This is a genomic window from Bacillus sp. FJAT-49736 (assembly GCF_018343615.1).
GTDB lineage: Bacteria > Bacillota > Bacilli > Bacillales > Bacillaceae_C > Margalitia.
The window spans coordinates 1,445,544-1,466,577 of the sequence record NZ_JAGYPI010000001.1 but is presented as its reverse complement, the minus strand read 5'-3'; the positions used below and the strand labels follow the sequence as shown (position 1 = coordinate 1,466,577).

16 protein-coding genes and 1 riboswitch are annotated in these 21,034 nt (G+C 37.1%); of the genes, 12 read left to right on the top strand and 4 right to left on the bottom strand.

All coding sequences use genetic code 11. From position 1 onward, the window contains the following. Position 1: 1 nt before the first annotated feature. Positions 2-1,441, top strand: coding sequence for a sodium/pantothenate symporter (gene panF / locus KHA87_RS07605; RefSeq protein ID WP_213093481.1), 1,440 nt, complete (start codon positions 2-4; stop codon positions 1,439-1,441). Between the two features lie 8 nt (positions 1,442-1,449). Here panF and bcbE read toward each other — a convergent pair whose 3' ends face one another. After that, positions 1,450-2,724: a bacillibactin exporter BcbE gene (bcbE, locus tag KHA87_RS07600; protein ID WP_213093480.1), complete on the bottom strand. Its 1,275-nt coding sequence runs from the start codon at positions 2,722-2,724 to the stop codon at positions 1,450-1,452. A gap of 125 nt (positions 2,725-2,849) precedes the next feature. On the opposite strand from bcbE, the gene KHA87_RS07595 reads away from it, so the two are divergent. The 6 genes from KHA87_RS07595 (at position 2,850) to KHA87_RS07570 (ending at position 9,523) form a co-directional block, all read left to right on the top strand. Next, positions 2,850-3,491 (top strand): MOSC domain-containing protein, encoded by a 642-nt coding sequence (locus KHA87_RS07595; protein ID WP_213093479.1) that lies wholly within the window; start codon positions 2,850-2,852, stop codon positions 3,489-3,491. 251 nt (positions 3,492-3,742) lie between these two features. Further along, complete coding sequence (locus KHA87_RS07590; RefSeq protein WP_213093478.1) at positions 3,743-4,732, top strand: ABC transporter ATP-binding protein; 990 nt, start codon at positions 3,743-3,745, stop codon at positions 4,730-4,732. Further along, complete coding sequence (locus KHA87_RS07585) at positions 4,725-5,690, top strand: ABC transporter ATP-binding protein (RefSeq protein WP_213093477.1); 966 nt, start codon at positions 4,725-4,727, stop codon at positions 5,688-5,690. The genes KHA87_RS07590 and KHA87_RS07585 overlap by 8 nt, the downstream gene beginning before the upstream one ends. Positions 5,691-5,742: 52 nt before the next feature. After that, positions 5,743-7,326 carry an ABC transporter substrate-binding protein gene (locus KHA87_RS07580; RefSeq protein ID WP_213093476.1) on the top strand — a complete coding sequence of 528 codons (1,584 nt, stop codon included), beginning with the start codon at positions 5,743-5,745 and terminating at the stop codon, positions 7,324-7,326. Between the two features lie 282 nt (positions 7,327-7,608). After that, positions 7,609-8,610: an ABC transporter permease gene (locus KHA87_RS07575; protein ID WP_213093475.1), complete on the top strand. Its 1,002-nt coding sequence runs from the start codon at positions 7,609-7,611 to the stop codon at positions 8,608-8,610. Between the two features lie 19 nt (positions 8,611-8,629). Next, on the top strand, positions 8,630-9,523 hold the full coding sequence (locus KHA87_RS07570) for an ABC transporter permease (protein WP_213093474.1): 894 nt from the start codon (positions 8,630-8,632) through the stop codon (positions 9,521-9,523). A gap of 93 nt (positions 9,524-9,616) precedes the next feature. On the opposite strand, the gene KHA87_RS07565 is transcribed toward KHA87_RS07570, so the two are convergent. Together KHA87_RS07565 and KHA87_RS07560 are read right to left on the bottom strand one after the other, a co-directional pair. Beyond that, positions 9,617-10,663, bottom strand: a complete 1,047-nt coding sequence (locus tag KHA87_RS07565; RefSeq protein ID WP_213093473.1) for a ribonucleotide-diphosphate reductase subunit beta — start codon at positions 10,661-10,663, stop codon at positions 9,617-9,619. Between the two features lie 22 nt (positions 10,664-10,685). Further along, positions 10,686-12,941 (bottom strand): ribonucleoside-diphosphate reductase subunit alpha, encoded by a 2,256-nt coding sequence (locus KHA87_RS07560; RefSeq protein WP_213093472.1) that lies wholly within the window; start codon positions 12,939-12,941, stop codon positions 10,686-10,688. A gap of 117 nt (positions 12,942-13,058) precedes the next feature. Beyond that, positions 13,059-13,242, bottom strand: a riboswitch (cobalamin riboswitch). 179 nt (positions 13,243-13,421) lie between these two features. Here KHA87_RS07560 and mnmH point away from each other — a divergent pair. The 4 genes from mnmH (at position 13,422) to KHA87_RS07545 (ending at position 17,128) form a co-directional block, all read left to right on the top strand. Next, on the top strand, positions 13,422-14,510 hold the full coding sequence (mnmH, locus tag KHA87_RS07555) for a tRNA 2-selenouridine(34) synthase MnmH (protein WP_213093471.1): 1,089 nt from the start codon (positions 13,422-13,424) through the stop codon (positions 14,508-14,510). Between the two features lie 273 nt (positions 14,511-14,783). Beyond that, positions 14,784-14,909 (top strand): hypothetical protein, encoded by a 126-nt coding sequence (locus KHA87_RS22395; RefSeq protein ID WP_283249422.1) that lies wholly within the window; start codon positions 14,784-14,786, stop codon positions 14,907-14,909. Between the two features lie 132 nt (positions 14,910-15,041). Beyond that, positions 15,042-15,722, top strand: a complete 681-nt coding sequence (locus tag KHA87_RS07550; RefSeq protein ID WP_213093470.1) for a response regulator transcription factor — start codon at positions 15,042-15,044, stop codon at positions 15,720-15,722. Further along, positions 15,719-17,128, top strand: a complete 1,410-nt coding sequence (locus tag KHA87_RS07545) for a HAMP domain-containing sensor histidine kinase (RefSeq protein ID WP_213093469.1) — start codon at positions 15,719-15,721, stop codon at positions 17,126-17,128. Before KHA87_RS07550 ends, KHA87_RS07545 begins: the two co-directional genes overlap by 4 nt. A gap of 41 nt (positions 17,129-17,169) precedes the next feature. Here the strand turns inward: KHA87_RS07545 and KHA87_RS07540 are convergent, their stop codons facing one another. Beyond that, complete coding sequence (locus tag KHA87_RS07540) at positions 17,170-17,655, bottom strand: Hsp20/alpha crystallin family protein (RefSeq protein WP_213093468.1); 486 nt, start codon at positions 17,653-17,655, stop codon at positions 17,170-17,172. Between the two features lie 452 nt (positions 17,656-18,107). Here KHA87_RS07540 and sucA point away from each other — a divergent pair, with 452 nt between their 5' ends. After that, entirely contained in the window at positions 18,108-20,930 is a 2,823-nt protein-coding gene (gene sucA / locus KHA87_RS07535) for a 2-oxoglutarate dehydrogenase E1 component (RefSeq protein ID WP_213093467.1), read from the top strand. Positions 20,931-21,034 lie beyond the last annotated feature (104 nt).

The window sequence follows — 21,034 nt, the reverse complement described above, 5'->3', positions numbered from 1 at the left end:
GATGAATATACAAGTTATTATTCCATTGTTGATTTTTCTTATTATCTTTTTTGTAGTAGGGATACTTGCAGTTAAATATGTCAACACTTCTAGTTCCTTCGTTCAGGAATATTTTTTAGGCAATCGCCAATTTGGTGGTTTTATCTTAGCGATGACAATGGTTGCAACATATGGAAGTGGAAGCAGCTTTATTGGTGGACCCGGTGCTGCCTATCATTATGGACTAGCATGGGTATTGCTTGCGATGACTCAGGTTGTGACTGGATATTTTGTGTTAATGGTATTAGGGAAAAAATTTGCTATAATGTCTCGTCAATACAATGCGATTACGTTGATTGATTTTTTAAAGGCTCGATATAATTCCAATTGGGTAAGTATTCTAGCTGCTTTTAGTATTATTATCTTTTTATTTTCCTCAATGATTGCACAATGGGTCGGAGGGGCACGGTTGATGCAATCAATATTAGGGGTTACATATACGACCGCGTTATTTATTTTTGCTGTTTCTGTACTGGTATATGTCATTATCGGCGGTTTTCGTGCGGTAGCCTTTACCGATACGATTCAAGGGATAGTAATGCTTTTAGGAACCATTATTCTCCTATTTGCTTCCATAAAAGCAGGCGGCGGTCTTGAAAATATGATGACTGATTTAAGAAAGGAAAATCCAAATTTACTTAGTCCATATGGTGCAGACGGGAGTTTGACGCCAATTTATATTTCTTCCTTTTGGATTCTGGTCGGTGTTGGTGTAGTAGGTCTTCCGCAAATTGCGGTTAGAGCCATGTCTTATAAGAATGCAAAAGCAATGCATAGAGCAATCATCATCGGTACGATTGTGATTGGCGTTATTATGTTTGGTATGCATTTCATTGGAGTTTTAGCAAGGGCCATTGTACCAGGAATCGACAATCCAGATACAGTAATGCCGATCGTAACAATGAAGGTGTTACCTGCTTGGATAGCTGGGATTGTTTTAGCAGCTCCTATGGCAGCAATCATGTCTACTGTGAATTCTGTTTTAATTCTTGTATCATCTGCAATTGTAAAAGATATATATATCGGATTCATAAATAAAAATGCGGAAGACGGCAAAATTAAGCGTCTAAGTTTATGGGTAACCGCTATTGTTGGAATTGCCGTATTCTTTTTAGCTATACATCCTCCCAATTTACTTATTTGGCTTAATTTATTTTCATTTGGAGGACTTGAAGCTGTATTTATTTGGCCAATTGTACTTGGGCTTTATTGGAAAAATGGCAACAAATATGGGGCTGTTTCTTCGATGATAATTGGTATGTGCAGTTATATACTTATTGACCGCTTTTATCCAAATCCATTCGGAATGCATACAGTTGTTCTTCCCGTAATTTTTTCGTTTGTAACATTTGTATTGATATCCATGTTTACTGTGAATAAAGAAAGAAGCAAATCATATTAATTTGCTTCTTATACGGGAGAATGAGCAGGATTTTTTTCTTGCTCATTTTCTTTATTTGGTTTAATAGAAACAAACGCCATGATTGCTGCTACGACGCAACAAACAGCTAAGATCATAAACATAATCATAATACTGCTTTTCATAAAAAATGCCATTACGGGAGGCCCGGCAGCTACTCCGATATAACGCATGGAACTATAAAAGGAAGTTATGGTTCCGCGAACATTTTTTTCGATAGTTTGGGTAATAAGTGCATCCAAGCAAGGAAGTCCAGCACCTATTCCAATTCCACAAATTAAAAAAACAACGGTTAAATAAATAAACTGATCAGAAAAGCTGACAGCAAGTACGGAAGCTCCTGAAATGATAAGTCCAATAAAGGTAATCCATTTCATAACAACCATATTATCTTTTATTTTTTTGCCCGTAATGAAGGAGGAAAGACATAGACATGCTAATGGAATAGCCAAAATGAATCCTTTTTTTACACCATGGTAGTGATATCTATCCTCCAATACGGACGATAGATAGAAAAGAACTGCAAATAAAACAAACATTAGAATAGCTCCAATTACAAATACGGCAATTAACCAGCGCGCATGCTGGCGAAAGACCTCCTTTGTATTTTTAAGAAATGTTTTAAAATCTGGTCCTTTTTTATCGTCTTTAGGTTTTTTTACTAAAAAGATAATGGCCAATACAGATATGAGACAAAATACTGGGATGGAGGCAAACGGTAAAAACCAAATAAAACCGGCAAGCAAAGAACCAAGTATAGGACTAAGTACTTTACCAAATGTATTGGATGTTTCAATTACTCCCAATGTTGCACTTACATCACTGTCTCTGCGGAACATATCTCCAACTAATGGTAAAACAATTGGTGCAGCCCCAGCGGCTCCAGCGCCTTGTAGAATTCTTCCGATTAAGATTAAGGTAAAAGGATCATTCATTTTCCAAGCTGCCCACGCGGAGATTACACCTCCTACACCTGCTAATATTAACGAAGGGATGATGACTATTTTTCTGCCAAATCTGTCTGATAGATATCCGGCAATTGGTATCAGAAAGATAGCAACAATAGAATAGACGGTAATAATTAAGCTTGATTGCATCTTAGAGATATCCAACTTTTTTTCCATTAACGGCAAAACAGGTATAAGCATGGAATTTCCTAATGTCATAATTAGTGGAATAGATGCAATCGAAACTATCGCCCATCGTTTATCACGCATTTCATCTTGGCCAGCATTCGTTTTTTCAGTATCATTCACATGTTCCATTTACTATTTCCTCTCTTTTAAGTACTATTTTTAATATGTACTAATTTGTCTAATTTATAATGGAATAAAAGGGCAACATCATTTTATTTTTAAATGTACTTTTATTATAAAAAGGGGTTTGAAGGATGAAGATTGAAAGCCTTAATATAGGATTGCCAAAAACAGCAAAATATAGAGAAAAGGAATATATGACTGGTATTGATAAAAAAGCGGTAAGCGAAGCGTGGTTATCTAAGAATGGTTTTTTTGATGATGGAGTTGCCAATACTGACTTTCATGGTGGAGCAGATCGGGCAGTTTGCTTTTATGTTCTGGAACATTATAAAGAATGGGAAGGTGAGTTTAAACGCTCTTTTTCTAAACCGTCATTTGGTGAGAACCTGACTGTTTCTGGAATGGATGAAAAAAGTATCTGCATTGGAGATATATTCCAAATAGGAGAAGCCATTGTGCAAATCACACAGGGCAGAATTCCATGTGCAACTATTTCAAAGCATAATGATAAAGAAGAATTATTAAAGAGAATTATTGAAACATGCAGGACAGGATATTTTGCACGGGTCATAAAAGAAGGAATGATTGAGAAGGATTCTGAAATTCAATTATTAGAGTCGCATCCATTAAAAATAGATGTTCATTTTTTGATTGAGACCTTTTTTCATCAGCTTACAGAAGAAAGAATTAGAAAAATACTAGAAATTAATGAGTTGGCTGAGGATATGCGCCAAAAATTTACAAATCGCTTATTAAAGATGAAAATTAATTAGAATATTTTTAAAAAAATATAAAAATAAAGGAAAAATTCTGGGAGAATTTCTACTAATTGTGTAGAAAATTCTCTTTTTTTGTCGAAATCTAAATATTTTTTATAAAATGTATTTTCAAATAAAGTATTTAAAGGTAGAATATTGAGAAAACACCGAGTGATTTTACATAATTTTATCTGTACAAGCATAATTGTGCTAAATGCTGTTCAGATACGACTGCAAGAAATATCAGCCATGAAGGGAGCGATTACATGGAAAGTCCAGTGCTAGAAATAATTGGATTAAATACATCATTTGTAACGGATAACGGCGTTATTCCAGTAGTGAATGAAATGGACTTTGCAGTCAATAAAGGGGAAGTCGTTGGAATAGTAGGTGAATCAGGGTGCGGAAAAAGTGTGACCTCCTTATCCATTATGGGACTTATCCCAACAACAAACGGTAAAGTGAAAGGTAAGATTGTCTTTAATGGAGAAGACATCGCAAGTGCCTCTGAAAAGCAAATGAGGAATATACGTGGAAATGAAATTGCTATGATTTTTCAGGAGCCGATGACAAGCTTGAATCCTGTATTTACGATTGGTGATCAACTAATAGAGGCAGTCAAAATACATAGAGATTGGCCAAAGAAAAAGTGTCGGGACCATGCCATAGACATGCTGAAAAAGGTCGGGCTTCCCCGGGCAGAACAACTTATGAAGGAATATCCACATCAACTTTCGGGCGGAATGAGGCAGCGTGTAATGATCGCAATGGCAATGCTTTGTGAGCCTAAGCTTTTAATTGCAGATGAACCAACGACTGCTTTGGACGTTACCATTCAAGCGCAAATTCTCGATTTAATGAAAAAGTTAAATAAAGAGACAGATACCGCAATTATTATGATTACCCATGATCTTGGTGTTGTAGCAGAAATGTGCCAACGAATCATTGTCATGTACGGTGGTAAAATTGTTGAAGAGGCAGATGTGCGGACATTATTCAAATCTCCAAAACATCCGTATACCGTTGGATTAATTAAATCCATTCCTGATATGAGAACCAAAAAGGATCGATTGGAATCTATAGCGGGAAATGTTCCAAAACCGGGATCGATTGAATTTGGCTGTCATTTCGCTCCAAGATGTCCACATGCATTTAATCGCTGTTTTTCGGAAACACCGGAGCTAAAAAGTCTACCGAACGGGCAAAAAATCAGGTGCTTTCTTCACGAAGATACGGAGGTAGCTGCTAATGAATGAACCGTTGATTAAAATACAAAATTTAAAAAAATCATTTCCAATCCGTGGTGGTGTACTTGGGAAGAAGGTTGGAGAAGTAAAGGCAGTAGACGATGTATCGTTTTCCATCTACAAAGGGGAAACGTTAGGGTTAGTAGGAGAAAGCGGATGCGGTAAATCCACTACCGGCAGGATGCTATTAAGACTCTTAGAACCTACAGATGGAACCATCACGTTTGAAGGAAAAGAATTAACAAAGCTTTCAAGTTCCGAGATGAGGAAAATGCGGGGACAAATGCAAATGGTTTTTCAAGACCCTTTTGCCTCGTTGAATCCGAGACATACGATAGAGAAAATATTGGAAGAACCGCTAATTGTCCATGGTGTAACCGACAAACAGGCAAGAAAAAGAAAAGTAAAAGAGCTTTTAGAGGTTGTAGGCTTAAATGATTATCATTTAAAGCGTTATCCTCACCAATTCAGCGGCGGTCAAAGACAACGCATTGGAATTGCCAGAGCGTTAACTCTCAATCCAAAGCTTATTATTGCCGATGAACCGGTATCTGCGTTAGATGTTTCCATTCAGGCGCAGGTTTTAAATCTATTAAAAGACTTACAAAAAAACTTTAATCTTACTTATTTATTTATTGCCCATGATTTAGGTGTAGTGCGACATATTAGCGATCGTGTGGGTGTAATGTACCTTGGAAGAATAGTAGAGCTTGCAGATAGTGAGGAGCTTTACAATAATCCAAAACATCCATATACACAAGCGCTTTTGTCCGCGGTTCCAATTCCTGATGTTGAATTCCAAAAGGAAAGAATTATTCTTCAAGGGGATGTGCCAAGCCCAGCGAATCCTCCAAAAGGTTGTGCTTTTCACACTCGCTGCCCATACGCGATGGAGCAATGTAAGAGTGTAAAGCCTGAATTTAAAGAGATAGAGAAGGGCCACTATACTGCGTGTCATCTTCATTGAAGATTGAACATACCTATTTTAATGAACAAAAAAAATATTAGGGGGAAAAAAGATGAAGAAAAAACTGTGGGGAGTATTCGTATTTATCCTCATCTTCTCGCTCGCTTTAGTGGGATGCAGCTCGTCCAAAACAGGCGGAGGAAAAAAAGAAAAAATATTAGTGTACGCAAGAGGCGGAGATGCTGTAAAGCTTGATCCTGCCACCGTAACAGACGGAGAATCCTTAATAGTTGGAGAGCAAATTTTTGAAAGATTGGTAAAGTACAACAAGGAAACAACAGAGATTGAACCGTCTCTAGCAAAGAAATGGGATATATCCCCAGACGGAAAGACGTATACCTTTGAATTGGAACAAGGGGTTAAATTCCACGACGGAACAGATTTCAATGCAGAAGCTGTTGTGACAAACTTTGACCGCTGGGCCAATGGAAATGTAGAAAAATTCCCTTATTATCAATCTCAATTTGGCGGCTATAAAGGGGAACCTGCGGCAGTTATTAAAGAAGTAAAGGCATTGGATACGTATAAGGTAGAATTCACGTTATTCAGACCTCAAGCACCATTCTTGAAAAATCTTGCAATGACTCCATTCTCGATTTCCAGCCCTGCTGCCATTAAAAAATGGGGTGATAAGTATATTGAGCATCCAGTTGGTACAGGTCCTTTCAAATTTGAAAGCTGGAAGCGCGATGATGCTATTACAGTCGTGAAAAACGATAAATATTGGCGAAAAGGATTACCTAAGGTAGATAAATTAATTTTAAAGGTTTATAAGGACAACTCAGCGAGATTAAACGCTTTAATTAAAGGTGAGGTAGATTTAATTGACGGTGTAAATCCTAGTGATCTTGAGAAGATAGAAGCAGATAAAAATCTTCAAGTTTTTAAACGTCCTTCCATGAATATTGGTTACCTAGGTTTCAATGTGAAGAAGAAGCCATTTGATAACCCGAAGGTAAGACTTGCACTAAGTCATGCAGTTAATAAAGAAGCGATTATTGAAAACTTCTATGGCGGTACAGCTATACCGGCAAAGAATCCAATTCCGCCATCTGTAGGTGGTTATAATGATGATATCCAGGACTATGACTTTAATTTGGATGAGGCGAAAAAGCTTCTTGCAGAAGCTGGCTATAAAAACGGCTTTAGTGTAGATTTCTGGACTATGCCAGTAGTTCGTCCTTATATGCCAAATGGTCAAAAGGTAGCTGAGGCAATTCAAGCTGATTTTGCAAAAATTGGTGTGAAAACAAATATTCTAACAATGGATTGGGGCAAATATTTAGAGAATCTTGCAAAAGGAGAATCTCCGATGTTCATCGTAGGTTGGACAGGGGATAACGGTGATGCAGATAACTTCCTTTATGCATTATTGGATAAGGATGCTATTGGTTCCAATAACAATTCTCAATACTCTAATGATGAAGTTCATAAACTGTTAATTCAAGCTCAAACAGAAACAGATGAAAACAAGCGAAATGAACTTTATAAGCAAGCGCAAGTGATCATTCATAAGGATGCACCTTGGGTTCCGCTTGCTCACTCAACACCATTGCTTGCTGGAAAAAGCACAATTAAAGGATTTTTCCCACATCCGACAGGCTCTCAAAGCTTCGAAGATGTTTCTATCGACTAAAAACAAATGCTCAAGCACCAAAGGTCTAGCGGACGGATATGTGATAATGGAAGTATGAAATTTCACCTTCCTCTTCGACTATCGATTTAGAAAGCATAGCAAGGAAGTTCCAGCTGTTGCCCTTAATCGCAAGAAGGTGACTACAAGTCTGCTAGCTTATAGGTACTGAATTTGGAATTTGAAAACTATTCCAAAGTGAAAAAGGGGAGGAGTATTGTTCTCCTTCCCTTTTTTCTTTGAAATCTGCTAGGAAGATACATACGTAGGAAGGGGGAGTATATAATGGTTGCCTACTCAATTCGTCGTTTACTCATGTTAATTCCTGTTTTACTGGGAATGGCGATCATTGTCTTTTCTTTGATCCATGCTATTCCGGGAAATCCTGCTCAATTGATTTTAGGTCAGCATGCAACAAAGGAATCGGTAGCAGCTTTAACCAAACAGCTTGGACTTGATCAGCCCCTTTATGTACAATTTTTTGATTATATAAAGGATTTATTAAAAGGTGACTTAGGGACATCCTTAAAAACACAAACTCCAATTAAAGAGGAAATTTGGCCGTATTTATCTGCAACCATTGAATTATCGGTTGTTGCGATGATTATCGCTATTATTGTTGGTGTAAATGCAGGAATTATTTCTGCGTGGTTTCAAAACTCTTGGTTTGATTATGTTGCGATGCTATTAGCACTAGTAGGTGTATCCATGCCGATATTTTGGCTAGGCTTAATGGAGCAATATACATTCTCTATTCATTTAGATTTATTGCCGACTGCTGGGAGAGATGATATACGTGACCCTGTTCAATCTATTACAAACCTCTATTTAATCGATACATTGTTGGAGGGAAGGTTTGATCAGTTCATAGTTGTTATTAAACATTTAATTTTGCCTAGTATTGCATTAGCAACGATCCCGATGGCAATAATTGCTCGGATGACAAGATCAAGTATGCTTGAAGTAATGCGTTCCGATTACATTCGTACAGCAAGAGCAAAAGGTTTAAGAATGTTTTGGGTGGTCTATAAACACTCATTGAAAAATGCATTTATTCCTGTTCTCACAGTAATTGGTTTGCAAATAGGCTTATTATTAGGTGGAGCGATCTTAACGGAAACTATTTTTGGTTGGCCAGGCATCGGAAATTATATTTATGATGCTATCCAATCAAGGGATTACCCTGTCATTCAATCTGGAATTCTATTAATTGCTCTGATTTTCGTCCTTATCAATCTTGTAGTAGATTTACTCTACGCGGCCATCGACCCACGGATCAAATATTAAACACTAGGAGGTATAATCAATGCCAGAATTATCAACAAATGCAACACAGAAACCCATTGTAGAAGAGCCATTAATATCTCCGTGGCGTGAGGGATGGAAGAGCTTTAAGAAAAACAAAGTAGCCCTAATCGGCTTAGGAATCGTTGTTTTCTTTATTTTATTAGCGATTTTTGCTAATTATATCGCTCCATACGGAATTAATGAACAAAATTTTAAGGACAAGCACTTGCCACCATCCTCGAAGTATTGGTTTGGAACCGATGATTTCGGCCGCGATATATTGAGCCGAGTTATTTATGGAGCTAGGATTTCATTATCGGTCGGATTCTTTTCCGTAGTTGGTTCCGCAGTTGCGGGGTCATTTCTTGGTATTATAGCTGGTTTTTATGGAAGATGGATTGATGCGATCATATCCAGAATATTTGATATACTACTAGCATTTCCAAGTATCTTATTAGCTATCGCCATTGTAGCAATGCTAGGACCATCCTTACAAAACGCATTGATTGCGATTGCTATCATTAATATACCAACATTTGGAAGGTTATTAAGATCTAGAGTGCTATCTGTTAAAGAGGAAGAGTATATTACTGCTGCGAAGGCGATTGGGATGAAGGATAGCCGTATCCTGCTGCACCATGTCCTTCCTAATAGCTTGGCACCGATAATAGTGCAAGGATCGCTAGCAATAGCAACAGCTATCATTGAGGCAGCTGGTTTAGGGTTTCTAGGTTTGGGTGCCAAGCCACCAACTCCGGAGTGGGGAAAAATGCTTGCTGATTCAAAGGATTTTATTATTCAAGCTCCATGGACCGTCTTTTTTCCAGGTATCGCCATCATGTTAACGGTTTTAGGATTTAACTTGATGGGTGACGGTTTAAGAGATGCACTGGATCCAAGGATGAAAAATTAAGTAACAAACCAGCAAAAGTATATTTGCTGGTTTGTTTTAAAATGGTGCCGGACACTAATGGTGTCTGGCATTTTCTTCTTTTATATACTTTACTTATAGCTCATCAAAGCCATTATCTACATAGTTCACTTTCGTATATTGCCTTGATTTTTGCTCGAAGAAATCGGATTTGCCGAAATCAACCTCTTCATATGCCTTAATCCAGCGTAAGGGATTGTTGCGAATAGCCGGAAATGGTTTATCATATCCTAATTGATTGCAACGTATGTTTGCATAAAATTTAATATAGTCTTCTAAATCAGAAAGAAGAACCCCATCTATTTTATTGCCGATAATATGTCTTGCCCATTCTATTTCCAGCTCTGTTGCCTTTAGAAAACTACTTTCAACATATCTTCCTAATTCATCCGTGTCATATTCTGGGTATTCTTTTAGAACCTCCTTGAAGATTTTAACAAAGAAATCAACATGGAGATGTTCATCACGATTGATGTAATTAATCATAGTGGATGTTGCTACCATCTTTTGGTTTCTGGCCAGATTATAGAAAAAGGCAAACCCTGAATAGAAAAACAATCCCTCGAGGATAACATCATTCACAATAGATTTTAATAAATTTTCTACATTAGGTTCATTGGCAAATGCCTTATAACCATCTGTTACGAAATCATTTCTTTGCTGTAAAATTGGTTCCGTCCTCCAAAATTCAAATACCTCATCTTGTTTTTGCTTGGTAACGATACTCGATAATACATAAGAATACGAATGATTGTGAATAACCTCTTGTTGGGCTAGGATAATCATGATGGCATTTAAACTCGAATCCGTTAAGTAATCAGCAACTTTTCCTGCATAATCCGTTTGAATGCTATCCAAAAGTGCAAGTAGACCAATAATTTTCAAAAAGGCATTTTGTTCGTCCTCTGATAAGCTTGGAAATTGCTTAATATCCTGTGACATATTAATTTCAAAAGGTGTCCAGAAGTTTGCAAGCATACGCTTATATTTTGGATAGGCCCAGGAAAAACGAACATCATCCCAATTTAGTATATTGGAGGATGTTCCATTAATAATAGAAGTAGAACGGTTTGGTGCTGTTTTATCAATTAATTTTCTTTTTTCGAGTATAGAAGTCCCCATTTTTTCATCTCCTTATAAACTATTAGCTTGAACATGAATCACAATCCTCTACGAGAGAAGAAGTGGACCGTATATAATAAGTAGTTTTCAATTTATTTTTCCATGCTGTTATATGCAATTCCAATAAATCCTTTGCTTTTATTGTATTTTGAACATATATATTGAATGAGATGGATTGGTCAATATGCTTTTGTCTCGCAGCATTTTGTCTGATACTCCATCTTTGGTCAAAAAAATAAGCTGATTTATAATACCAGGTAGTTTCCGGGCTTAAATTAGGTGCTGTAACCGGTATTTTATAGTCCTTTTTTTCCTCTGCATAGAATTTTTGGAAGATTGGATCAATGCTTGCAGTACTGCCCGCAATAATGGATGTGGAGGAGTTAGGGGCAACAGCCATTAAATAACCATTCCGAAGTCCATATTGCTGTATATCTTTAAGTAAACGATCCCATGCATAAGGTGTTGATGGATTATTAACATAACCATTCCGTTCAAAATATTTTCCTGTTTCCCATTCAGACCCTTTAAATACAGGATAAGCACCTTTTTCTTTCGCAAGCTCCATACTTGTTTGAATGGTTAAGTAAGCTATTTTCTCATAAAGCCTGTCCGCAAATTGTACGGCATCTTCACTTTCCCATTTCATTTTCTTCAGTGCTAATAGATGGTGCCATCCAAATGTTCCAAGCCCGATTGCTCGATATTTCTGATTCGTCATTTGTGCTTGAGGGACAGGAATTTGGTTTAAATCAATAACATTATCCAGCATTCTAACTTGTATCTTAATTAACCGTTCCAAACAGTTATCAGTTACCGATCTAGCGAGATGAATAGAGGAAAGATTGCAGACAACGAAATCACCAGGCTGTTTCTCTACAATAATCCTTCCATTATCAGTGTATTGAGCTATAACATTAGTACTACTTTGATTTTGCATAATTTCTGTACAAAGATTACTAGAATAGATCATACCTTGGTGCTTATTAGGATTTTTTCTATTAGCCTCATCCCTGTAAAAAATAAATGGTCCACCAGTTTCTAATTGACTCTTCATGATATTTTTCATAATATCTATAGCTGGGATAGTTGTTTTGAGTAGTTTCTCATTTTTTACACAGTCCCAATATTTTTTACGAAAAGTGCCGTCTCCATCCTTTTCATCATAATAGTCTTCAAGGGAGTATCCCATAACTTGTCTTATTTCATGAGGGTCAAATAAATACCAATCACCGCGGTTTTCTACTTGCTCCATGAACAAATCAGGGAGGCATACACCAGTAAATAAATCATGTGTCCGAAATCGTTCATCCCCGTTATTTAATTTTGCATCCAAAAACGCATGGATATCCTTATGCCAAATATCTAAATAGGCACAGATTGCGCCTTTTCTTTGTCCAAGTTGGTCAACGCTGACTGCAGTGTTATTTAATTGCTTCATCCAAGGAAGAACACCGGATGATGCACCGGCAAATCCTTTTATTGCACTTCCTCGACTTCTGATTTTTCCAAGATATACTCCAATGCCTCCGCCGTTCTTAGATAAATTCGCAATATCTGTATTACTGTCAAAGATTCCTTGTAAACTATCATCTATGGTATCAATAAAGCAACTTGATAATTGGCCATAGCTTTTTCCTGCATTTGAGAGTGTAGGGGTAGCTACAGTCATATATAGGTTGCTTAAAGCCCAATACGCTTCCTCCACCAGTTTTAAACGCTTATCCTTCGGTTCCTTGATCATTAATTGCATTGCTATAATCATCCATCTTTCTTGCGGAAGCTCATAAATGTTTTTTTGATGATCTGTCGCTAAATAACGGTCCGCTAGAGTGCGAATTCCTATGTATGTGAAAAGATAATCTTTTTGAGTATCGATTTTTTTCGCTAATTCGGATATTTCATCCTTAGAATAATACTCTAAAAGTGCATGATTATAGATTCCTTTTACTGTTAGTGTTTTAATTAATTGATAGAAATCCCCATATTTGTCTTCGTGGGAGTACTCTCTATTTTGAGCTGCTTTGTAATACAAATATTCTAGGTACAAATAAGCAGCCTCATAGGTCCAGAAGGTTGCATCTTCATTCAAGCGGGACAGACAGTCCAAGATAATTTGTTGTATCCATTCTTCCTCCGAAATCAACGGCTTTTGCTCCATTAGTTGCAAGCTGAATTGATAAACAGGACGGAATCCCTCATTTGGCTCCGCTCTTTGCTCAAGAAAGCCAAGTATATAATCTTTCCATCGCGTTGTGTTTACTGTATTTGCTACCATGCTTTTTCCCCCTATAAAAAAATAAGATCTGCTCGAAGTTCGGCAGATCAAACGATAGGAAAACGGTTAGTATTCATACATTTAACTATCGTTTCATCTCCCCAATCCCCGAGGAATAGAAACTATCAAGCAAAGGCAGGTCTCCTGACTTCGTGTGCTGCCTACTAAAGAGCCTTCCCACATCACTAGATGCAGTGGCGGAATCTTTTTCGTTCACACTTACAGTTGCGGGGACAGTTTCGGATTTTCACCGAATTCCCTATTAAGTCCTATAAAGGACACCTTTACCTGAAGTTGTTTCAATATGTAGTTTTATTATAAATTCCATTTAGCATATATTGTGTTTTATATTAACATATCAAAAATGTTAAAACAACCAAAATCTCATAAAAGATTGCCAAAAATAGGTGGGTTTGTTTAAACACATGATGGAATTGGATATGATAGAATGGAAGGGAAGCAGTATGGGAGGATGAAAATATGTCACAGGATATTACAGTAGAAGAGTGGCTTTCTGAAAAGGATAAATATGTAACGATGGACGTACGTTCTCCATTGGAATTTTACGAGAGTTCTATTCCTCATTCTATTAATATTCCGCTGTTTTCTAATGAAGAACGGGCGGAAATTGGTACCTTATATAAACAGGTGGATGCAAATGCTGCCAAATGGCGGGCCATGGAGATAGTATCCCCTAAAATTCCGTCTATAATGAAAACCATAAAAGATATTCAAGATTCAGGGAAGAGACCATTAATTTATTGCTGGCGAGGAGGTATGCGGAGCGGATCTGTTGCTCAATTTGCCACTTTTTCTGGTCTGCATGTATATAGATTAAAAGGTGGTTACCGGGCTTTTAGGAAGAAATCCTTAGAAATAGTACCGGATTTATTGCCCAAAAAAGCCGTTATTTTACATGGAATGACAGGGACTGGGAAAACGAAAATTTTACACCTTCTTAAAGGAAAGGGGTTACCTGTTCTGGATTTAGAGGGAATGGCAAATCATAAGGGTTCCCTTTTTGGAGCAATTGATGGGCGTAAACCGCATAATCAAAAAACATTTGATGGATTACTGTTTGAAGAGCTCCTCTCTTTAAAAGGATCTCCGTATGTAATTATGGAAGGAGAAAGTAAGCGCATCGGCCATTCTGTGCAGCCAGATTCATTATTAGCTTTACGGGATAATGCATTGCATATTTATGTTACTGCTACAAAGGAAGCCCGAATGGAAAGAATTTATGAAGAATATGTAATGCCAAATGAACGAAACCCACATTTTAAGGAAAGTGTGAGAAGCGCACTCCAATACGTAGCAAAGAGAGTCAAATCACTGGAGTGGACACAAAGAATATTTGCAGCATTAGAGAGGAACGATTATATAAATATTATTGATATGCTTATGGGAGATTATTATGATCCGCAATATCTTCATAAAGAAGCCACATATGTGAATCTGTCAGAAAAAGTAAATAGCGATGATATCGCAGTTGCTACAAACCAGGTATTAAACATATTAGAGCAGTATCATCTGCTGGGGATATCAGCAATGAAACCGATTGAGGGATAAAAGAAATAATATTTCTCATGAATTTCTAATCTGTCTTTCATGAAAATATAGGAAAGCTTTCGTACAATATTTTTGGGTCTTAACTAATATCTGTATCGTATGATTGCTGATAATTGTTTTTGGCCCCCCTTATATTTTACTCGTTATAAAGTTCCTTCTTTAAATCCGGCTTAATCAGCCGGTATTTTTTTTAACCAGAATTTATATATTTTTAATCAGATTCTCATGTACGGCTGATAATGTATAAATGAACAATCAAAGGAGGCGATGAAGATGTGGGTACGTTTTATCCCGATTGTATTCTTTAGCTTTACAGCGTTGTCATTAGTTGCCTTTCAATCTATAGAAATTGTTCATGCATTTATTGATTACATTTCTGCTAAGACAAATATTAAATAAAGAGGATGGAGTTTAACATTTTGTTCTAAAATAAGCAGACTTTATAGGAGATACTCCTATTTGGGATTATTTACTATAATGATGAATTAGAGTAAACTAAAGGAAATATTAGAGCTTTAGTAGGTGGATTAGATGAAGAAAATCTTGCTCATTGAAGATGAAAAAAATTTAGCGCGCTTTATCGAACTGGAGCTTAAGCACGAGGGATATGAGATAAAAGTTTCATACGATGGAAGGGAAGGACTCCAATTTGCTTTAGAAGAGGAGTGGGACGTGATTTTACTTGACTTAATGCTCCCGAGCTTAAATGGTTTAGAGGTTTGTAGGAGAGTACGTCAGGAAAAAGAAACTCCAATTATTATGATTACAGCACGTGATAGTGTGATGGATCGTGTAGCAGGGCTCGATCATGGTGCAGATGATTACATAGTAAAGCCATTTGCTATCGAGGAGCTGCTTGCCAGGTTACGAGCAATCTTCCGAAGGATCGAGTCTCATGAAACACAAACCAATATGACGAGCTACCAATTCAGAGATCTCTATGTCGAAAAGGAAAGCAGAATTGTAAGAAAGAGGGACCAAGTAATAGATGTTACGAAGCGGGAATATGATTTGCTGCTCACTCTTCTTGAAAACAAAAATATTGTGATGACTCGTGAAGCTCTACTTAATAAAGTATGGGGCTATGAGACAGAAGTAGAAACAAATGTCGTTGATGTGTATATTCGCTACTTAAGAAATAAAATTGATGAAGCCGGTGAAGACAGCTATATTCAGACTGTACGTGGTACCGGGTATGTGATGCGTGAATGAATATCCTACGCAGCTGGTACCAAAAGAGTTCCTTAAAGGTTAAATGGTCTCTTGGCGGCAGTGCCGCTATTTTTTTTACATTTTTTATTTTTAGTTCGATTCAATATACAGTAATTCGACAGGTTATGCTGCATGAAGAAGGGCAAAATCTTAGTCAAGAGATTAGTGAAATTGTTAATTTTTATAAAAATAAGCCCTTTGCTTCGATTGATGATATAGGAACGAATAAAGATTTAATCAAACAATTCTTAGAAAAAGACCAACGAATGATTGTTATTGACGATCATGGCCAATGGGTAGCAATACAGGATAAATCGAAGGATATCAGATTTTATTTTTCACCTGTAAAGCAGAAAACAATAGAATTGACGGAAGAAGATAATAAAAAGATTTATATCGCGAGGGCCCCTGTTATTTCCAGTGGATTCAACGGCTACATTGAAGTGATCGATCCCTTGACAAGATATCATCAAATGATGACAAGTCTATTTATTGTAATGTCTATACTAGGTGCTGTTTCCTTATTGCTCAGTGGATTTATCGGCTTTTTAATGGCAAAACATTTTCTTAAACCATTGAAAAAGCTTTCGGATAAGATGCGGAGCATTCGAAATAAAGGCTTTCAGGAAAGAATGGAACCAAGTAGTTCGCAGGATGAAATGGGTGAGCTAACGAATATATTTAATGAAATGATGGAAAGGATTGAAAAGACCTTTAACCAACAAAAACAATTTGTAGAGGATGCTTCCCATGAATTAAGGACACCTGTTCAAATTATGGAAGGGCATTTAAACTTATTGAATCGGTGGGGTAAGAATGATCCTGATATACTAAATGAATCCCTGCAAGCTTCTCTTCAAGAGTTGGGTAGGATGAAAAATCTTGTGCAGGAATTGCTTGACCTGTCAAAATTAGATCAAGCAGAAAGGAAGAGTTCGGATCAAAACACGGTTATTATAAATGCATTGAACAGGATATTGAAGAATTTTGAATTAATTCACGAGGATTTCGATTTTTTCCTTCACTACGACAAGCTAGATAGTGCAATGATTAAAGTTAGTGAAAATCATTTTGAACAAATGATGATTATTTTGCTTGATAATGCAGTGAAATATTCTGACAAGGTTAAAAAAGTAGATATTATTGTAGAACAAAGCAATGATTTATTAAAAATAACGGTGAAGGATTATGGTGTAGGTATTCCTGAACAAGATCTTCCTAGAATATTCCATCGTTTTTATCGGGTGGATAAAGCTCGCAGTCGTGCAAAAGGCGGGAATGGTTTAGGATTAGCCATTGCCAAAAAATTAATAGAGGAATACGCAGGAAGCATTGAGGCATCCAGTATCGTTGGAGAAGGAACAAGTATTACACTAACCTTACCCCTTAGTATGTATGGCCGATGAAACATTCATCGGCTCTTTCTATTGGCTAATGCTTAAAATCTTTATAATCTTTCTGACACATCTATTTCGGTGTATTGCAAGTCAGCGCTTCTCGGCATTTTAATTTCCAATATTCCATCTTTATACTGCGCTGTTGTACCTTTCTTTCGTACGAGTGCAGGTAAAGTGAAGGTTTCGCGGTTACCGTCAGAAGTATTTTCGATTATTAATTGATTTGAAGTATGGTATATTTTTATTTTTTGGATCATGTCCTCGCTAATAGGAATGCGAACATACACATCATCAAAGGTTTCAAACACATTGGGATGGATGCTTGTTGGTGGAGGATTATTTGATTGTTGATTATTTTGCGGAAAAAGTGAAGCGGCTCTTGATAGCATATCATTATGATCAAACGATCCTTGCCATTGTTTTGGCATGAATTGGGAAATCATATCTTGCACACTTTTTTCCATATCTTTTGGGTTAAATTGCTGAAGCATTTTACTCATATCGTTATTAAAGGGAAACATATTCCACGGAAACAAGGAACATCACCCACTTCCTTCCAAAACTCATTTGACACCAACAAACATATATACAGTAATATATGCATTTGCCCAATAAAAGTGTAAACGAATTAATTAGGCTTACTTTTACTTTTTTTATACAAAAACATTTGATTTTCTCACAAATAGTAGTAAGATGAATATGGAAAAAATAATGGAAGCTGGGAAAGCAAAATTCATTTTTGTATTTCAAACATTTTTGCCATGTTTTTTTATAAATGACATAATTCGAGTAATTTTTAAAAATATGGTTTTATTCCTTTATCTTATTACTTTACAGTGATAAAATGGGGGGTGTAAGCGTTTTGCTTTTCCAATTATTCATTTATTACATAATGTCGCATTCCATTCCTATCTTACAAGCATATGATTGAATGGAGAGTATTTTTACGAAAAATTTTAAAAGGCTTTAGGCTGGAGGGTTTATCAAGATGAATGATCAAGCATCAAGAGGTTTTTGGGAGAGTTTTTCAGGCCCAAACCTTGGTTATGTAATGGAGGTTTATGAGCAATATTTAAATGATCCGGACAGTGTTGAACCGGAAATGAGAGAGCTGTTTGAACAATGGGGAGCTCCTACCGTTTCAAATGCAGTTTTGTCGACACATGGTCAAGCTGATGTTTCCTTTCAAATGCCAGCTACAGCTACTATTTTCAGCAAAATTGTTTCCGCTGTAAAATTAGCTGACAATATTCGTACTTATGGACATTTAGCGGCTGACATCAATCCATTAGATAACACGCATAAAGATACACGTCGAATCGAATTAAAGGAATATAACTTGACGGAAGAGGATTTAAGGCAAATTCCAGTTTCTTTTATTTGCCCGGATGCGCCAGCTACCGTTAAGAATGGACTTGACGCGATCAATCATTTAAAGGAAGTATATACGAAAAAGATTGCTTATGAATTTCATCATGTGCATGACTTAGAAGAAAAACATTGGCTGCAAAGAACGGTTGAATCAGGAAGCATTTTTCCTAAATTGAGTAAAGAAGAAAAAACAAATATTTTAAAAAGATTAACAGAAGTAGAAGGCTTTGAAAAGTTTGCCCACCGTATTTTTGTAGGCCAGAAGCGATTCTCTATTGAAGGTTTAGATATGCTTGTACCTTTAATGGATAAGATTATTAGCTCGTCGGTTAAAGACGGTGTTAAAACAGTTAATATCGGAATGGCTCACAGGGGCCGCCTAAATGTTTTAGCCCATGTATTAGAAAAGCCGTATGAGTTGATTTTTGCTGAATTCCAGCATGCACCTAATAAAGATCTCATTCCATCGGAAGGTTCTACTGGAATCACATATGGTTGGACTGGAGATGTGAAATACCATCTTGGTGCAGATCGAGTCAATAAGGAAAGTGTCCGCGTGGTTTTGGCTAATAACCCAAGTCACTTGGAGGTTGCTGCACCGGTTGTTGAAGGATATACTCGTGCCGCCCAAGAAAATAGAAAGACAAGAGGTTATCCGGAACAAAATCCAAGTCAATCATTAGCAATTATTGTTCATGGTGATGCTGCCTTTCCTGGAGAAGGTGTTGTTACAGAAACATTAAATATGAGCGGATTAAGAGGCTATAACACTGGCGGATCTATCCATATCATTTCTAATAATATGATAGGTTTTACGACTGAAAGTTTTGACTCTCGTTCGACGAAATATTCATCTGATGCTGCAAAAGGCTATGAAATTCCAATCATTCATGTTAATGCTGATGATCCTGAAAGCTGTATTGCTGCTGCGATTTTCGCGAGTGAATATCGCCGTTTATTCCATAAAGATTTCTTAATTGACTTAATTGGATACCGTAAATTCGGTCATAATGAAACAGACGAACCGATGACGACGAATCCAATGATGTATAATATTGTACGCAAACATCCTACTGTTCGTACAATTTATGCTGAAAGTTTAGTGAATGAAGGCTTGCTAAGTAAAGAGGATGCAAAGCAGTTGGAGGACGAGGTTAATTCGAAATTACAAGCTGCATTTGATAAGGTGCCGGGTCAAGATGAAAATCCTGACACTATCATGAATCCTCCGGAAAATGTAGTAAGCGGATTCCCTGCTGTGAAAACGGCAGTTGATGAAAAAGTTTTAAAAGACTTAAATACTCAACTATTACAATGGCCAGAGGGCTTTAACGTATTTAAGAAATTAGATAAAATCTTGAAACGCCGAGAAAACGTCTTCGATGGAGATGGAAAAATTGAGTGGGCCCATGCTGAATCACTTGCATTTGCATCGATTCTTCAAGATGGAACTCCAATCCGTATGACAGGACAGGATTCTCAACGCGGTACATTTGCACAGCGTAACCTTGTACTGCATGATGAGAAATCAGGGGAAGAGTACATTCCTCTTCACCATTTACAAGATACTGATGCATCATTTGTTGTATACAACAGTCCATTGACTGAGACTGCAGTACTTGGTTTTGAATATGGATACAATGTATTATCTCCTGAAACATTGGTTATTTGGGAAGCGCAATTTGGTGATTTTGCGAATATGGCGCAAACAATGTTTGACCAATTTATTTCTGCAGGTCGTGCAAAGTGGGGCCAAAAATCAGGTCTTGTGATGCTTCTACCACACGGATATGAAGGACAAGGACCTGAGCATTCAAGTGCAAGAATGGAACGTTATCTGCAAATGGCAGCAGAAAATAACTGGACTGTCGCAAATCTTTCAACAGCTGGTCAGTATTTCCATATCCTGCGCCGTCAAGCTGCTATGCTTCTTAAGGATGAAATTCGTCCATTAGTGTTAATGACACCGAAGAGTTTACTTCGTCATCCATTAGCTTCTGTTGATGCGAATGAATTAACTACTGGTGAATTTAAACCTGTTCTAGAGCAAGCAGGACTTGGTAGCAATGCTGACAAAGTAGAAAGAATTGTGTTGTGCAGCGGTAAGATTGCTATTGATTTAGAAACACGTCTAAGTGAGGAAGAAAATCTTGACTGGCTTCATATTGTTAGGGTAGAAGAGCTGTATCCGTTCCCTGAAAAGCAAATCAAGGAAATTATTGCACGCTTTAAGAAACTAAAAGAATTAGTTTGGGTGCAAGAAGAGCCTCAAAATATGGGCGGTTGGACATTTGTAGATCCTCATCTGCGTGAAATCGCACCAAAAGGCGTTAATATTAGATATGCTGGCCGTCCAAGACGTTCTAGTCCGTCTGAAGGAGACCCAGTTGTTCATAAGAAAGAGCAAAACCGTATTGTAACCGAAGCTTTTACAAAATAAGTAAAAAAGTTTCAGGATGTGAATGTCATATTAGGGGAAAAAGCGTCTATGAAATGTTTTTCCCCTATGCTACACATCCACCAATTGGTATGCCTGAAAACGAT

What these genes read in the sequence shown, in the direction of transcription:
- panF (WP_213093481.1), top strand. Translation starts at nt 2, where the DNA reads ATGAATATACAAGTTATTATTCCATTGTTGATTTTTCTTATTATCTTT.
- bcbE (WP_213093480.1), bottom strand. Translation starts at nt 2,724, where the DNA reads ATGGAACATGTGAATGATACTGAAAAAACGAATGCTGGCCAAGATGAA.
- KHA87_RS07595 (WP_213093479.1), top strand. Translation starts at nt 2,850, where the DNA reads ATGAAGATTGAAAGCCTTAATATAGGATTGCCAAAAACAGCAAAATAT.
- KHA87_RS07590 (WP_213093478.1), top strand. Translation starts at nt 3,743, where the DNA reads ATGGAAAGTCCAGTGCTAGAAATAATTGGATTAAATACATCATTTGTA.
- KHA87_RS07585 (WP_213093477.1), top strand. Translation starts at nt 4,725, where the DNA reads ATGAATGAACCGTTGATTAAAATACAAAATTTAAAAAAATCATTTCCA.
- KHA87_RS07580 (WP_213093476.1), top strand. Translation starts at nt 5,743, where the DNA reads ATGAAGAAAAAACTGTGGGGAGTATTCGTATTTATCCTCATCTTCTCG.
- KHA87_RS07575 (WP_213093475.1), top strand. Translation starts at nt 7,609, where the DNA reads ATGGTTGCCTACTCAATTCGTCGTTTACTCATGTTAATTCCTGTTTTA.
- KHA87_RS07570 (WP_213093474.1), top strand. Translation starts at nt 8,630, where the DNA reads ATGCCAGAATTATCAACAAATGCAACACAGAAACCCATTGTAGAAGAG.
- KHA87_RS07565 (WP_213093473.1), bottom strand. Translation starts at nt 10,663, where the DNA reads ATGGGGACTTCTATACTCGAAAAAAGAAAATTAATTGATAAAACAGCA.
- KHA87_RS07560 (WP_213093472.1), bottom strand. Translation starts at nt 12,941, where the DNA reads ATGGTAGCAAATACAGTAAACACAACGCGATGGAAAGATTATATACTT.
- mnmH (WP_213093471.1), top strand. Translation starts at nt 13,422, where the DNA reads ATGTCACAGGATATTACAGTAGAAGAGTGGCTTTCTGAAAAGGATAAA.
- KHA87_RS22395 (WP_283249422.1), top strand. Translation starts at nt 14,784, where the DNA reads ATGTGGGTACGTTTTATCCCGATTGTATTCTTTAGCTTTACAGCGTTG.
- KHA87_RS07550 (WP_213093470.1), top strand. Translation starts at nt 15,042, where the DNA reads ATGAAGAAAATCTTGCTCATTGAAGATGAAAAAAATTTAGCGCGCTTT.
- KHA87_RS07545 (WP_213093469.1), top strand. Translation starts at nt 15,719, where the DNA reads ATGAATATCCTACGCAGCTGGTACCAAAAGAGTTCCTTAAAGGTTAAA.
- sucA (WP_213093467.1), top strand. Translation starts at nt 18,108, where the DNA reads ATGAATGATCAAGCATCAAGAGGTTTTTGGGAGAGTTTTTCAGGCCCA.